Here is a 13743-nt window from a genome sequence, read left to right on the forward strand (position 1 = left end):
GGCGGGCGCCCCGGACGGGCCGGGTTGCGCAGGCACTCCGGGATCGGCCACGGCGGCGGACCGGCCCGGATCGGTCGGGGTGGGGGACCCGGGCGCGGTGGGGTCGACCGCGTGCCCCGACGCCGGAGCCGGCACGGCGGCCGGCGGCGTGGACCGGGTCGGGTCGACCGGGACACCGGGCGACGCCGGGGGCACCGGCTCGGTGGCACCCGACGGGGGCAGGTCGGACATGAACCCTCCTCAGCAGCGACGGCTGGAACGGCTCATGATCTTCCACGGCGCGGGCGCGCACCGCAGCCCCCTCGTCGGGGTGGAGCGGCCGCCGATCGGGCGGCGGCCAGGAAAGATCAGGCGATGACGCGGACCCGCTCAGCCTGCGGACCCTTCTGGCCCTGGGCGATCTCGAACTCGACCCGCTGGCCGTCGTCCAACGCCTTGTAGCCGTCCATCTCGATCGCGGAGAAGTGGACGAAGACGTCCTGCCCGCCGTCGACGGCGATGAAGCCGTAGCCCTTTTCGGAGTTGAACCACTTCACGGTGCCCTGTGCCACGGTGCACTTCCTCACTCTGCGCGGCGTTTCACAACCCCGGAGACCGGCGGACCGGCACCGGTGAGCCACCGGTTCAGCGATCGGCGACGGCCGCTGAATCGAGTGACCGAAATCGCACGCTACACGAGGCGTGACGACCGCGCACGACCACAAATCGGGCATATTTCGGCCACTGTGCGCGCCCGGCCGGGCGCGGTACCGCCCCTTCCGGTATGCATGCGAGATGACCAGCGCGACCACCACGACGACCACCGTCCGCCGGGTCCGCCCGGCGGACGCCGCCCGGATGCGGGCGCTCCGGCTGGAGATGCTGGCCGACTCCCCGCTGGCCTTCCTGGAGACCGTGGCCGAGGCCGCCGCCCGGCCGCACGCCGACTACGCGGCCCGGATCGCCGCCGTCTCGCACGGTGGTCACAGCGCCCAGTTCGTCGCCGACCCGGGCGGTCGCCTGGTCGGCCACGCCGGCGGCACGATCGCCCCGGAGGAGCCCGGGCTGACCCTGATCTACGCCGTCTACATCACGCCGGCCTGGCGGGGCAGGGGGCTGCTCGGGGCGCTCGTGGAGGAGGTGGCCGCCTGGTCCCGAGCGTGTGGCCGGCCCGAGCTCATGCTGGAGGTGGTGGTCGGCAACGACCGCGCCTGCCGGGCGTACGAGAAGCTGGGTTTCGTGGACACCGGCGTGCGCGTCCCGCACCCCCGGATCCCCGCCCTCCACGAACTCCAGATGCGCCGCCCCGCCTGACGGCTTCGGGTGCGCCCGTTGTTGCCGGAGCGACAACAGACGCACCCGAACCGCGACCGGCCTCAGACGTGCCGGCGACTCTGCACGATCCGGAACCGGTTCGCCACGTACGCCCCATCGGTCAGCGCCGAGTTCGCCGCCGGGTTCGCCCCCGAGCCGTGGAAGTCGGAGAACGCCGCCGACTGGTTGACGAACACCCCGCCGGTCAGGTTGCAGGACAGGTGCACGCCGGCGTCGATCGCCGCCGCCTCGGCCGCGTCCAGCACCGCCTCGTCGGTGGAGTAGACGCCGGCGGTCAGGGCGCCCTTCTTCCCGACGGTGGAGCGCAGGATCTCCAGGCTGTGCGCGGTCGAGTCGGTCGCGATGGCGAACGAGATCGGCCCGAACCACTCGCGGGAGTAGGTGGCGGTGTCGGCCCCGTCCAGCTTGACCACGGTCGGCGTCCGCACCACCGCGTCCGGGAAGGACGGGTGCACCACGGTCCGCGACTCCAGCACCGGCTCGCCGACCTTGGTGACCTCCTCCAGCCGCTCCAGCACGCCGTCGTTGACGATGGCGCCGGTCAGCTCGACGCCCCGGGCCGGGTCGGCGGTGAGCTTGGCGACCGCGCCGGCGATGCCGGCGGCCACCTCGTCGAAGCTCTTGTGCCCCTGGTCGGTCTCGATGCCGTCCCGGGGAATCAGCAGGTTCTGCGAGGTGGTGCACATCTGGCCGCTGTACAGGGTCAGCGTGAAGCCCAGGTTGCGACACATCCCGGCGAAGTCGTCGGTGGAGTCGATGACCACCGTGTTCAGGCCGGCCTTCTCGGTGTAGACGGCGGCCTGCCGGGCGTTCGCCTCCAGCCAGTCGCCGTACTCGGTGGAGCCGGTGAAGTCGACGATCCGGACGGCCGGGTGCAGGGCCAGGGTCGAGGCGAGCTTCTCGCCGGCCGCCTCGGGGGCGAGCTGCACCAGGTTGGGGTCGAAGCCGGCCTCGGCGAGCACCTGGCGGGCGTACTTCACGGTGATGGCGAGCGGCAGCACGGCGCGCGGGTGCGGCTTCACGACCACCGGGTTGCCGGTGGCCAGCGAGGCGAAGAGCCCGGGGTACGAGTTCCAGGTCGGGAAGGTGTTGCAGCCGATCACCAGCGCCACGCCGCGGGGCACCACGTGGAACGTCTTGCTCATCCGCAGCGGGTCGCCCTTGCCGGCGGCCTTCTCCCAGCCGGCCGTGCCCGGGTGCCGGGTCATCTCGGCGTACGCGTAGGCGACCGCCTCCAGCGCCCGGTCCAGCGCGTGCGCGCCGCCGGCCTGGAAGGCCATCACGAAGGCCTGGCCGCTGGTGAACTGCACCGCGTTGGCCAGCTCGAAGACGTTCTTGTGTAGCCGGTCGAGGATCTCCAGGCAGACACCCACCCGGGCCTGCGGGCCGGCGTCGCGCCAGGACGGCAGTGCGGCGGTGGCGGCGGCCACCAGCTGGTCGGGGGCGGCGTGCGGGTAGCGCACGTCGAGCGCCAGGCCGAACGGGCTGACCTCGGTGGCGACCGTGTCGCCGTCGCCCGGCTGGTCGAGCGGGAAGTCTCGGCCCAGGTACGCCTCGAAGGCGGCCTTGCCGTCGGCGGCGGCGGTCTCGCCGTACACGCGCGGGCTGGGCGACTCGGGATAGGCGGACCAGTACCCGCGCTCCGTGATCGCGGTCAGCGCCCGGTTGAGGGTCTCGGCGTGCCTGTCGTACAGGGGGTGCGGGGTCTCCGTCATGCCCGCCATCATGCAACAGCACGGCCCCAGATCAGTAGTGGCGTGTCACAAGTCAGATCGTCAGCTGCCAGTCGGTCGAGCCGGCCGCCGGCCGGTAGCCGAGCTGCTCGTTGATCGCGATCATGTGGGTGTTCGCCGCGGCGTTGAAGGTGTCGATCACGCGCAGCTCCGGTTCGTGCGCCAGCGCGTGGTCGAGGTTCTCGATCTTGGTGAGCAGCCCGAGCCGGTGGCCACGGTGTGCCGGGTCGACGATGGTGATCTGCTGCCAGGCGTGCCAGGTGGTGTTGGCGGCCAGGCTGACCATGCTCCACGCGACCAGCCGGCCGGACGCCTCATGCACCGCCCCGACGCTGTACCGGCGGACCCCGCGCGCGTCGAGGGCCCGCTCCGTGCCGCGGATCCGCTCGGCGTCGACCTTCTCCTGCTCCCATCCGAGGTCACCGAGGGGCGCGTCCACCAGCAGCCGCCCCTCCAGGTAGGCGACGTCGGCGACGTACTCCTCGGGGGTGCGGTTCGACCAGCGGACCGTGCGGTAGCCGGCGGCGGCCGTGCCGGCCTCGGCGAGCAGGCCGGCCAGGCGCGGCCGGTCGAGCGCGGTGACGTCCAGCCGGCGGCGCACGTCGGCGAGCGCCGGCTTCGCGCCGACGGCGGCGGCGAAGGCCGCCCCGGGCAGCTCCCGCCCCTCCTCCCCCGGCAGCGGGCTGACCGTCGAACCGACCAGCCGCTTGCCGCCGCGCTCGCGCAGCAGCCGCAGCCCGTGCTCGTGCAGGGCGCGCCCCACCCCGCGCCGCCGGTACGCGGGGTCCACCACCAGCTCGACGCTGGCGTTGTCGGTGTTGTCGAGGGTGTGCAGGTACAGCCGGAGCCAGCCGGCGGGCACCCCGTCGAGGCGCGCCACCCACCAGCGGGTGTCGACGCCCGGCATCGGGTGCCGCAGCGGCGCCTCGAACCGGCGCCGGCACAGCGGTGGGAGGTCCGGCTCGTCCACGGCCTGGGCCGCGACGGCCGTCCGGTAGACGGCGTCGAGGGTCGCCTGGTCGGCGGGGTCGAGGGGGGAGACGGAGATGCCCATGCCCGTGAGCCTGGCCCAGCCGACAGCGAAGGGGCCAGCGGTTTTCCGCCGGCCCCTTCGGACGTTGGTCGGGAGGGACGTCCGCACAACGCCTCCGGCGTTGGGTCGCAAGAACTTGAAAAGTCTCCGGCGGATGCCCTCCCGCACGGAGCATCTTGCGCCGTCCAATTCCTGCCGTCAAGTCCTTGTCGGCGCGTTTTCCACACTCACAGCGAAAAGCCAGTTACCCAACGGATCACCCCAATCCCCCGCCCGGGCGATCCGCCCCTCCCCCGCCCGGACGAGTCGGGGGCCGGGTCAGGAGAGGAGGCCGGCGTCGCGGGCGGCGCGGAGGCTGGGCTTGATGCGGTGCGTGGGACCGACCTCGGCGGCGACCGCGTCGAGGGTCTTGAGGCCCTCGCCCGTGTTGAACACGACCGTCTCCGCCGTGGGGTCGAGCCGGCCGGCCTCGACCAGCTTGCGCAGCACCGCCACGGTGACGCCGCCGGCCGTCTCGGCGAAGACCCCGGTGGTCCGGGCGAGCAGCCGGATGCCGGCGCGGATCTCGTCGTCGTCGGCGTACTCCATCCAGCCGCCGGTGCGGCGGACCGCCTCCAGCGCGTAGAGGCCGGCGGCCGGGTCGCCGATGTTCAGCGACTTGGCGATCCCGGTCGGCTTGACCGGGACGATGGTGTCGGTGTCGGCGTGCAGCGCCGTGGCGATCGGGTTGCAGCCGGCGGACTGCGCGCCGAACACCTTCCAGCCGCCGGCCGGCGCCTCGACCAGCCCGATCTCGACCAGCTCGGAGAACGCCTTGTCGATCTTGGTGAGCAGCTCGCCGCTGGCCATCGGGATGACCACCTGGGCCGGGATCCGCCAGCCGAGCTGCTCGGCCACCTCGTAGCCGAGGGTCTTCGAGCCCTCCGCGTAGTAGGGCCGCACGTTCACGTTGACGAACGCGGTGTCCTCGAACTCGTCGGTCTCCACCAGCTCGCCGCAGAGCCGGTTCACGTCGTCGTACGAGCCGTCGATGGCGACCAGGTCGCCGCCGTAGACGGCGGTGGTCACCACCTTGCCCTGCTCCAGGTCGCTGGGGATGAAGACCACCGAGGGCACCCCCGCCCGGGCCGCGTGGGCGGCCACCGAGTTGGCCAGGTTGCCGGTCGAGGCGCAGGCGTAGCGGGTGAACCCGAGGGCCCGGGCCGCGGTCAGCGCCACCGAGACCACCCGGTCCTTGAAGGAGTGGGTCGGGTTGCCGCTGTCGTCCTTGACCCAGAGCGGGGCGGTGATGCCCAGCTCGGCGGCGAGGTGCGGGGCGGCGACCAGCGGCGTCAGCCCCGGGTCGAGGGTGACCCGGGTCGCCGGGTCCTGGCCGGCGGGGAGCAGGGCGGCGTACCGCCAGAGGTTGTCCGGGCCGGCCTCGATCTGCTCGCGGGTGACGGCGGCCAGCGCGGCGGTGTCGTAGTCGACCTCCAGCGGGCCGAAACACTCGTAGCAGGCGTGCTGGGCGGCCAGCGGGTAGCGCGCGGAGCAGGCGCGACAGACCAGGGCGCGGGCCGGGCTGAGGCTGGTGTCGATGCCGGAGGCGGCGGGAAGCGTCGACGTCATGTCGAGGATTTCCTCTCATCTTTCCCCGCATCGCCGGGTGCGGCGGGGACGGAATTGGCACCTGCCCGCCGTCGCTCGTCGTCGAGCGCGCGGGTGGTTGCCGGGGCGTCATCGGGCCGTATCCCTCAGCCCCTCTGGATGAGGTATGCAGTTGTGCCGCCGAGTCTATGCGGGCGCCGGGGCGCGGCGGAGCCGGGTTCCCACGGTGTGAGCTCCGGCCCCGCCGGCCCCGGGGTCAGCGCGCGACGACCGCGACCGGCTCGATCACCGCCGCACGGTCGGTCACCGCGACCGCCGCCGCGGCCGTGGGCGCCTTCCGGGTACGGGTGGCCAGGTTCGCGGCCACCAGGGCGGCGATGGTCAGCGCCGCGCCGACCAGTTCCACCGCGCCGGGACGGTAGCCGCGCAGGATCTGCACCGCGAACGTGGTCACCGGGACCAGGTTCATGAACAGCGCCGCGTCGGCCACGCCGAGCCGCCGGACCCCGGTGTTCCAGGCCAGCACCGCGAGGACGGCGGCGACCACCACGGCGTACGCCAGTTGCGGGGCCACCGCGACGAGGTCGGCGGCGGCCGGCAGGTGCTGGAGGCCGGTGACGTCGGCCACGGCGCTGACGGCGAGCATGGCGAGCAGGCCGGCCACGGAGGTCAGGGCGGTGTAGCGCAGCGGCGACCACTCGGTGAACCGGCTCGCGCCGTGCGTGTAGACGGCCCAGCCGAGCACCGCGCCGACCATGAGCAGCGCGCCGACGCCGAACTGGTCCAGCCCGTCCAGCCGGCCCCGGGTGATCACCAGACCGACGCCGAGCAGGGCGACCAGGGAGAGGCCGAGCAGCGCCGGCCGGGGGCGTACGCCGTCGCGCGCCCAGCGGACGAGCTGGGTGACCAGCGGGGTGCCGGAGGCGAAGAGGGCGATCTGCTGCGGGGTGGCGTGGCCGAGGGCGAGGTTGGTCAGCACGTTGAAGCCGGCGAACCCGAGCACCCCGAGCAGCACCACCTCGGTGGCGCGCCGCCGCACCCGCAGCGCGGCCCGTCCCTCGCGGGCCAGCAGCAGGGCGAGCAGCACGGCGGTGGCGAGCAGGTACCGGGCGGTGGTCAGGTTGAGCGCGTCCACCCGGGTGAGCGCGCTGGCCAGCACGGGGAACATGACGCCCCAGCTCACCACGGCGAAGAGCGGGAAGGCGGCCGAACGGAAACGCATCGTGGCTCCAATGTTCGAGTATCGTCGAACCAACGGAGCCGACTCTAGGAGGTTGTTCGACAGATGTCGAACATGGGTTACCCTGGTCACATGGAGCTGCACGAACCCGAACTGCGCGAGGTGCCGGTCACCGCCGTGCTGGCCGCCCTGGCCGACGACGTCCGGCTGCAGATCGTGCGCGCCCTCGCCCAGGGCGGTGAGTACGCCTGCGGCACCTTCGAGTTCGGCGTCTCCAAGGCGACCCGCAGCCATCACCTCAAGGTGCTGCGCGAGGCCGGCCTGACCCGGACCCGGGTCGCCGGCACCAGCCGCTACGTGCGGCTGCGCCGCGACGAGCTGGACCGCCTCTACCCGGGACTGCTCGACGCGGTCCTCGCCGCGCCCGCCCGCGCCTGATCCCGGTGTCCGGGCAGCGCCGGGCGGCCACCGGCTGGAATGATCGCCGGATGCGGACGGCGGCGGCACGGCTCGGAGCGCTGGCGGGCGTGGTGCTGCTCGCCGCGTGCGCCCCCGCGCCGGCGCCCGACCGCGCGTCCGGCGGCCCGAGCGAACCGGCCCGGCCCACCCCGGCCGCCAGCACCGCACCGCCCGCGCCGGCCTGCTCGCCCGAGGGGATCCGCATCACCGAACTCGGGGTGGACGCCGCCATGGGCCTGCGGGCGATGGGCCTGGAACTGGTCAACTGCGGCGACCGGCCGTACGTGCTGGAGGGCCATCCGGCGCCGAGCCTCCGGGACGCCGACCGGGACCCGCTGACCGTCCAGGTCATCCCCGGCGCGCGCCCGATCACCGCCGGCTTCGACCACCCGCCCACCCGGATCGTCCTGCGCCCCGGCGAGCGGGCCACCGCCGCGCTGCTCTGGCGCAACCTGGTCACCGACGCCACGGTGGTCGCCAGCAACGGCGCCTACCTCGACGTGGCCCCGGTGCGGGGCCGGCCCGCGTACCCGGTCGAGCTGGACGGGCCGATCGACCTCGGCAACACCGGCCGCCTCGGCGTCAGCGCCTGGAAGCGGTACGACGGCCCGTCCTCGACCCAGCCACCCGCCCCGAGCGACCTACCCTCCTCGGCGCCCACCCCCGACAGCCGCCTCTGAGGCTCATCCTCGCCAGATCCTGGCAGGAAACGACCCCCGGGGCAGGGGCCACCTCCTACCAGGATCGCGGGCGTCAGGCCGGGACCGAGGGGCGCGCGGCGGGTTCGGTGGCCACCCCGCGGGGCCGGGAGAGCAGGGCGTCCAGGGCCCAGGTGCCCGGGCCGAGCACCGCGACGAGCAGGAACGACCAGCAGAAGAGGGCGGCCGGCTCGCCGCCGTTGCGCAGCGGCAGCAGGCCGTCCGGCTGGTGCACCATGAAGTACGCGTACGCCATCGAGCCGGAGGCGAGCAGCGCCGCGGGCCGGGTGAACAGGCCGACGAGCACCAACGCGCCGCAGACGAGCTGGATCAGCGCGGCCCACCAGCCCGGCCACTCGCCGACCGGGACCGCCTTGCCGGTCATCGGGTTGCCGCCCAGGACGCCGAAGAGGGACGCCGCGCCGTGGCAGAGGAAGAGCAGGCCGGTAACCATGCGGAACAGGGAGAGCACGGGGCCGTTCAGTCGTGCCGGGACCATCGGAACCTCCATAGATAAGGATGGATATCCCCAGCATGAGGCCCCGCGGCATCGATAGTTAGTAATTCCTTGTGGTTGGGAAGATTTCTTGGGAACGCTCCCATACTACTGTCCGGGCGGTCAGCTCGTGACGTCCTTGCGGGTGAACCGCCAGAAGGCCAGGCCCCAGAAGAGCGTGGCGTAGGCGATCGCCGAGATGGCGCCGCGTACCACGTCGTCGGTCTGCACCGGGGTGGACAGCAGCCCCAGCCAGGCGCTGCTGAAGTGGGTGGGCAGGAACGCGCGCAGGCCGCCCAGCGCGGTGATCTGGTCGAGGATGCTGGAGAGGATCCAGAGCAGCACCGCCCCGCCGACCGCGCCGAGCGCGGCGTCCGTGGTCACCGAGAGCAGGAACGCGAGGCCGGCCACCACCAGCAGGACGACCGCCAGGTAGCCGAGCACGGCGAGCAGGCGGGCCAGCCCCTCGGCCGGGGCCAGCTCGGCGGAGACCTGGCTGCGCAGCGGGGACCAGCCGTACCGCAGGGTCCCGGCGAGCAGCGCGGTCCCGGCGAGCAGCACCAGCGCCAGCGCCGAGTACGCGAGCGCCACCAGCAGCTTCACCGTGAGCAGCCGGGCCCGGGGCACCGGGATCGCCAGCAGGTACCGCAGGCTGCCCCAGCTCGCCTCGCTGGCCACCGTGTCGCCGCAGAACAGGGCCACCACGACGACCAGCAGGAAGGACGACGACACGAAGATCGAGAAGAGGGTGAAGTTCAGCCCGCCCGAGGTGGCCAGGTCGACCAGGCTGGCGAACTCGTTCCGGCCGTTCCGGACGTCGCCGCCGGAGTCGAACTGGAACGCGACCAGGATGATCAGCGGCAGCAGCACCATGAAACCCAGCGCCAGCTGGGTACGCCGCCGCGACGCCTGCCGGCGGAACTCCGCCAGGAACGGCAGGGTGCCCGACGGCCGGTAACCGGTCGCCGCCCCGACCGGCCCCACAGAAGACGACGACTGAGCCATCACCGGTCCCCGCTTCCCCGAGAGTTCTCGCCCACCAGGGCGAGGAACGCGTCCTCCAGGCGCCGCCGGGGCACCACCCGGTCCACCCCGATGCCGGCCCGGACCAGTTCCGCCACCACCTCACTGCGGGCGGTGCCGTTGGTGTCCACCACCAGCGCGCCGTCGCCGTCGGGCAGCACCCGTACGCCGGCCAGCCGGCCGAGCACCGTGCGGGCCGCGTCCGGGTCGCTCACCTCGAACAGCACGCTCGGCGACTCGCCGACAATCTCCTCGACCGGGCCGGACGCCACGATCCGCCCCTTGTTCACCACCACGGCGTGGGTGCAGGTCTGCTCCACCTCGGCCAGCAGGTGGCTGGAGACCAGCACCGCCCGGCCGTCGGTGGCGTACCACTGGAGCACCCGGCGCATCTCGGCGATCTGCGGCGGGTCCAGGCCGTCCGTCGGCTCGTCGAGCACCAGCAGTTCGGGCAGGCCCAGCATGGCCTGCGCGATGGCCAGCCGCTGGCGCATGCCGTGGCTGTAGTTCTTCGTCCGCCGGTGCACCGAGTCGCCCAGCCCGGCGATCTCCAGCGCCTCCTCGAAGTGCGCGTCCGCCCACGGCCGGCCGGTGGCCCGCCAGTACGCCCGCAGGTTCTCCAGCCCGGACAGGTGCGGCAGGAAGCCCGGCCCCTCGACCAGCGCGCCGATCCGGGAGAGCACCGGTGAGCCGGGCACCAGCCGGTGGCCGAACACGTGGATCTCGCCGGCGGTGGGCTGGGTCAGCCCCATGAGCACGCGCAGCGTGGTGGTCTTGCCGGCGCCGTTCGGCCCGAGCAGGCCGACCACCTGGCCGGGGTGCACCTCGAAGTCCACGTCGGAGACCGCCACGAAGCCGTCCGCGTACTCCTTGCGCAGGTTGCGGACGGCGAGCGGGACGCCCGCGTACGCCGGGTGGACCGAGCTGTCCTGGCGGCGGTGCCGGCGGCGGACGACCAGGACGACCACGACGAGCCCGACCGCGATCGCGGCGAGCAGGCCGACCAGCACCCAGCGCCAGACCGTGGCGGTGGTGGGGATGGGCGAGGCGTCGACCGTGGGCAGCACCAGCGGGCCGTCGCCGAGCGCCACGGTGTGCACGGCCGGCTCGGCCGGGGTGGCGTACGCCTGGTCGGAGGTGGCCACCACGACCCGCAGCCGGTGCCCGGCCTCGATCCGGCGGACGATCGCCGGCAGGGTGACGGTGACCGGCTGGGCCTGCTCGACGGTCCGCGGCAGGCCGGTCAGCCGGACCGGCGCGACCAGGCCGTCCGGCAGCGTGGCCGCGCCCTGCGGGTCGACGTCGTAGAGCTTCACGAAGAGCACCGCCTCGCCGGTCGCGGAGGCGGCCCGGATCCGCACGGTCGGCGCCCCGACCACGTCCACCGGGTCGGCCAGCGGCGCGGACTGGAACCGGGCGTGCTGGCCCGGTATGTCGCCGGCCACCCCGTCCAGCAGCGAGCCGAGCGCCCCGGCGAACGGCACCGACGAGATCGCCGCCGGGTTGCCGTTGGGCGGGTTGGCGACCGGCTGGGCCGGCCCGGCCAGCGTCACCTCGCGGCGGCCCTGCCCGGTCACGCCCGGGTAGTCGGCGGTGCGGTAGCCGGTGGCGACCAGGCCCCGGTCGAGCGCGTCGAACCCGGCGATCCGGGAGAAGGTGAAGCTGTCGCCGGGCGCGGCCCCCTCCCCCTTGACGTAGTGGTCGAGCCACTGCGCGGTCAGGAACTTCACCCGGTCGGAGTCGGAGGTCGGGCCGGCGCCGCCGTCGTGGCCGCCGGTGAACCAGGCGACCCGCACCGGGGTGCCGGCGGCGGCGATGCCCCGGGCGTTGGCGTCCGCCTCGGTGAGCGGGAAGAGGGTGTCCGCCTCGCCCTGCACCAGCAGCGTGGGGGCCTTGATCCGGTCGAGCACCCCGGCCGGCGAGGAGCGGCGCAGCAACTCGACCGCCGGGCCGTCGGCCCGTCCGGAGGTGGCGATCCGCAGGTACGCGGCGCACACGTCGGCGGCGAACCGGCCGCAGGACGGGTCGGCGGCGCCGGCCGGGGCGCGACCGGGGCCGGTGCCCGGGCCGGCGCCGGGCTGCGGGCTGGGCGCGCCGGCCGACGCCGGGGCGCCCTCCGGCTGGGCCGCGCCGGTGCCGGCGAGCCCGGCCGGACCGGAGCCGGCGTTGCCGCCGCCGCCGAAGAAGATGCCGGCCCAGCCCTTCTTGAACACGCCCTCGGTGGGCGCCTTGCCGGTGCTCTCCGGCAGGAAGGCGCGGGACAGGTCGTGCCAGGTGATCATCGGAACGATCGCGTCGACCCGGCGGTCCTGAGCGGCCAGCAGCAGGGCCAGGCCGCCGCCGTACGAGCCGCCGACCACGCCCACCCGGGGGTCGCCGGCGGCGTCGAGGCGGATGTCCGGGCGGGCGGCGAGCCGGTCGAGCAGCCGCTGGGCGTCCCGCACCTCGTAGTCGGGGCTGTCCAGGTGGATCTCGCCGCCGCTACGGCCGAACCCGCGGGCGGTCCAGGTGAGCACCGCGTAGCCCCGGGCGACCAGGTCCTCCGCGTCGGAGCGGACCGACTCCTTGGTGCCGCCGAAGCCGTGCGCCAGCAGCACCGCCGGGACCCGGTGCCGGGCCGAGGCGTCGCCGGGCAGGTAGAGCGTGGTGTCCAGGTCGACCGGCTGGTCGCCGGCCGGTCCGGAGCGGACGGTCACCAGGGCCGCCTCGGTCCGGAAATCGGAGCGCTGCGGGCGGGCCGCCCAGACCAGGGCGGCGGCGACCAGGACGACCACCACCGCGGCGACGACCCGGCGGGGACGGCTGGCCAGGGCGCGCCGGATCCGCGCGACGGGCAGCGGTGATCTCATGCGGCACACGCTACGGGCCACCGGCTGAGCGTTCCCTGAGATCCGCCGTACGTCCGTCCGACTGCGCCGTTCGTTGCCCGGGGCCCGTCGACCGCGGAAGGTCCAGAGCGTCCCAGCGAGGTGAATTCGGATCCCGTGGAATCACATCTACGCCCGCAAACCGGTGCCGATCCCACCTTCCCTCCGGCCATCTCGGACACTGCGTAGCCGCAAGGTCAACCGGACGTGACCTGACTCGAAGTGACGTGAAACCGACTCGGCGACCACGGTCACATCCACGCCCGGTTCGACTACTTTTCCGGTCCGGTGCACGGGACTGCGTACGGCGACCTCCCGGCTCCGGAACGTCCCCCGCCGTCGCCGGAGGAGACCGACCATGACCGTCCCCGCGCCGCGGGTCCGTCGACGGCCCGCCGTACCGGGCCGCGCCCTGCCCCTGCTGCTGGTACTGGCGCTGCTGGCCCCGCTGGGGCTGCTCTTCGCCCAGACCGACCGGCACACCGGCGACGACCGCGACCTGGCGGCCCGGGAACGCCTCGGCGTCCGCTACCTGCGCGCGCTCGGACCGGTCACCGACGCGCTGACCGACGCGCAGAGCACGGCGGTCGCCGGCCGGCCGGTCAGCCGGGCGGCACTCACCGCCGCCGTCGAGCGGGCGACGCAGGTGGACAGCGAGGTCGGCGACCAGCTCCGCACCCGGGAACGCTGGGCGGGGGTACGGGCCAAGCTGGAGGCGCTGCCGGACCGCGCGCTGGCCGACCCGCAGGCGGCCTTCCAGGCGTACGCCGAGGTCACCGACCTGCTGCTGGCGCTGCACCGGAAGGTCCGGGAGGCATCCGGGCTGGTCCGCGATCCGCGGTCCGACTCGTTCTTCGTCCAGGACGCCGTCGGCGCGGACCTGCCCGCGGCCATGGTCGCCGCCGGCCGCCTCGCCGACCTGGCCACCCTCGCTCCGGGCCGGCCCGCCGCGGACCGCCCGAGGACCGTCGCCGAGCTGGCCGAACTCCGGGTCGCCGCGCTCGGGCCGGCCACCGACCTGGTCGACGACCTGCGGGCCGCCGTGGGCAGCTCGGAGAGCACCCACCTCGGCCCCACCGTGCTCACCCCGCTGGACACCTACCAGCGCTCCGTGGAGGCGCTGGCCGCGTTCTCGGCGCCCGCCGGGGCGGCCGGGCCCGACCCGGTCCAGCTGGGCGCCGCCCGGCGCGTCGCGCAGTCGGCCGCCACCCAGTTGCGGCAGGTCATCCTCGACCAGCTCGACGGGCTGCTGGCGGCACGGCTCGACCGGCTCGACCGGGACCGCTGGCTGGCCCGGGGCGCCGTCGCGGTGGCCGCCGTGCTGCTCGCCGCGCTGGCCGGGGTGCTGCTCGC

Annotated in this window: 12 protein-coding genes, 1 pseudogene and 1 riboswitch; of the genes and pseudogenes, 4 read left to right on the top strand and 9 right to left on the bottom strand. The window is 74.3% G+C overall.

Features of this window, described 5'->3' with window-relative positions:
- Positions 1-231 (bottom strand): annotated as a pseudogene (locus B0E53_RS38730) (hypothetical protein); the annotation flags it as partial.
- Between the two features lie 116 nt (positions 232-347).
- Positions 348-551 (bottom strand): cold-shock protein, encoded by a 204-nt coding sequence (locus B0E53_RS23895; RefSeq protein ID WP_067305333.1) that lies wholly within the window; start codon positions 549-551, stop codon positions 348-350.
- A gap of 223 nt (positions 552-774) precedes the next feature.
- On the opposite strand from B0E53_RS23895, the gene B0E53_RS23900 reads away from it, so the two are divergent.
- Complete coding sequence (locus tag B0E53_RS23900; RefSeq protein ID WP_107078107.1) at positions 775-1293, top strand: GNAT family N-acetyltransferase; 519 nt, start codon at positions 775-777, stop codon at positions 1291-1293.
- A gap of 62 nt (positions 1294-1355) precedes the next feature.
- Here B0E53_RS23900 and paaN read toward each other — a convergent pair whose 3' ends face one another.
- The 4 genes from paaN to B0E53_RS23920 form a co-directional block, all read right to left on the bottom strand.
- Positions 1356-3029, bottom strand: coding sequence for a phenylacetic acid degradation protein PaaN (paaN, locus tag B0E53_RS23905; RefSeq protein WP_210406190.1), 1674 nt, complete (start codon positions 3027-3029; stop codon positions 1356-1358).
- A 52-nt stretch (positions 3030-3081) separates the two neighbouring features.
- Entirely contained in the window at positions 3082-4101 is a 1020-nt protein-coding gene (locus tag B0E53_RS23910; RefSeq protein ID WP_107078109.1) for a GNAT family N-acetyltransferase, read from the bottom strand.
- A 297-nt stretch (positions 4102-4398) separates the two neighbouring features.
- Positions 4399-5688 carry a threonine synthase gene (gene thrC / locus B0E53_RS23915; protein WP_107078110.1) on the bottom strand — a complete coding sequence of 430 codons (1290 nt, stop codon included), beginning with the start codon at positions 5686-5688 and terminating at the stop codon, positions 4399-4401.
- Positions 5689-5700: 12 nt separating this feature from the next.
- Positions 5701-5833: riboswitch (SAM riboswitch) on the bottom strand.
- A gap of 90 nt (positions 5834-5923) precedes the next feature.
- Positions 5924-6889 carry a DMT family transporter gene (locus tag B0E53_RS23920; protein ID WP_107078111.1) on the bottom strand — a complete coding sequence of 322 codons (966 nt, stop codon included), beginning with the start codon at positions 6887-6889 and terminating at the stop codon, positions 5924-5926.
- A gap of 90 nt (positions 6890-6979) precedes the next feature.
- On the opposite strand from B0E53_RS23920, the gene B0E53_RS23925 reads away from it, so the two are divergent.
- Together B0E53_RS23925 and B0E53_RS23930 are read left to right on the top strand one after the other, a co-directional pair.
- Positions 6980-7285, top strand: a complete 306-nt coding sequence (locus B0E53_RS23925; RefSeq protein WP_107078112.1) for a metalloregulator ArsR/SmtB family transcription factor — start codon at positions 6980-6982, stop codon at positions 7283-7285.
- 50 nt (positions 7286-7335) lie between these two features.
- The gene (locus tag B0E53_RS23930) at positions 7336-7986 is read left to right on the top strand and encodes a DUF4232 domain-containing protein (protein ID WP_107078113.1); all 651 of its coding nucleotides are present in this window, start codon (positions 7336-7338) and stop codon (positions 7984-7986) included.
- Between the two features lie 73 nt (positions 7987-8059).
- Here the strand turns inward: B0E53_RS23930 and B0E53_RS23935 are convergent, their stop codons facing one another.
- The 3 genes from B0E53_RS23935 to B0E53_RS23945 form a co-directional block, all read right to left on the bottom strand.
- Positions 8060-8503, bottom strand: a complete 444-nt coding sequence (locus tag B0E53_RS23935; RefSeq protein ID WP_107078117.1) for a DoxX family protein — start codon at positions 8501-8503, stop codon at positions 8060-8062.
- 120 nt (positions 8504-8623) lie between these two features.
- Positions 8624-9505, bottom strand: a complete 882-nt coding sequence (locus tag B0E53_RS23940; RefSeq protein WP_107078114.1) for an ABC transporter permease subunit — start codon at positions 9503-9505, stop codon at positions 8624-8626.
- Entirely contained in the window at positions 9505-12372 is a 2868-nt protein-coding gene (locus B0E53_RS23945) for an alpha/beta fold hydrolase (protein ID WP_107078115.1), read from the bottom strand. The genes B0E53_RS23940 and B0E53_RS23945 overlap by 1 nt, the downstream gene beginning before the upstream one ends.
- Before the next feature lie 376 nt (positions 12373-12748).
- Between B0E53_RS23945 and B0E53_RS23950 the strand changes: the two genes are divergently transcribed.
- Positions 12749-13743 (top strand): hypothetical protein (locus B0E53_RS23950; protein ID WP_107078116.1); only part of this gene is annotated, 995 nt, incomplete at its 3' end.

It is taken from the genome of Micromonospora sp. MH33 (genome assembly GCF_003013775.1).
GTDB lineage: Bacteria > Actinomycetota > Actinomycetes > Mycobacteriales > Micromonosporaceae > Micromonospora > Micromonospora fulviviridis.

Bases quoted from the DNA above. Each gene is read 5' to 3' on its own strand.
- B0E53_RS23900 (WP_107078107.1), top strand. From the start codon at position 775: ATGACCAGCGCGACCACCACGACGACCACCGTCCGCCGGGTCCGCCCG.
- paaN (WP_210406190.1), bottom strand. From the start codon at position 3,029: ATGACGGAGACCCCGCACCCCCTGTACGACAGGCACGCCGAGACCCTC.
- B0E53_RS23910 (WP_107078109.1), bottom strand. From the start codon at position 4,101: ATGGGCATCTCCGTCTCCCCCCTCGACCCCGCCGACCAGGCGACCCTC.
- thrC (WP_107078110.1), bottom strand. From the start codon at position 5,688: ATGACGTCGACGCTTCCCGCCGCCTCCGGCATCGACACCAGCCTCAGC.
- B0E53_RS23920 (WP_107078111.1), bottom strand. From the start codon at position 6,889: ATGCGTTTCCGTTCGGCCGCCTTCCCGCTCTTCGCCGTGGTGAGCTGG.
- B0E53_RS23925 (WP_107078112.1), top strand. From the start codon at position 6,980: ATGGAGCTGCACGAACCCGAACTGCGCGAGGTGCCGGTCACCGCCGTG.
- B0E53_RS23930 (WP_107078113.1), top strand. From the start codon at position 7,336: ATGCGGACGGCGGCGGCACGGCTCGGAGCGCTGGCGGGCGTGGTGCTG.
- B0E53_RS23935 (WP_107078117.1), bottom strand. From the start codon at position 8,503: ATGGTCCCGGCACGACTGAACGGCCCCGTGCTCTCCCTGTTCCGCATG.
- B0E53_RS23940 (WP_107078114.1), bottom strand. From the start codon at position 9,505: ATGGCTCAGTCGTCGTCTTCTGTGGGGCCGGTCGGGGCGGCGACCGGT.
- B0E53_RS23945 (WP_107078115.1), bottom strand. From the start codon at position 12,372: ATGAGATCACCGCTGCCCGTCGCGCGGATCCGGCGCGCCCTGGCCAGC.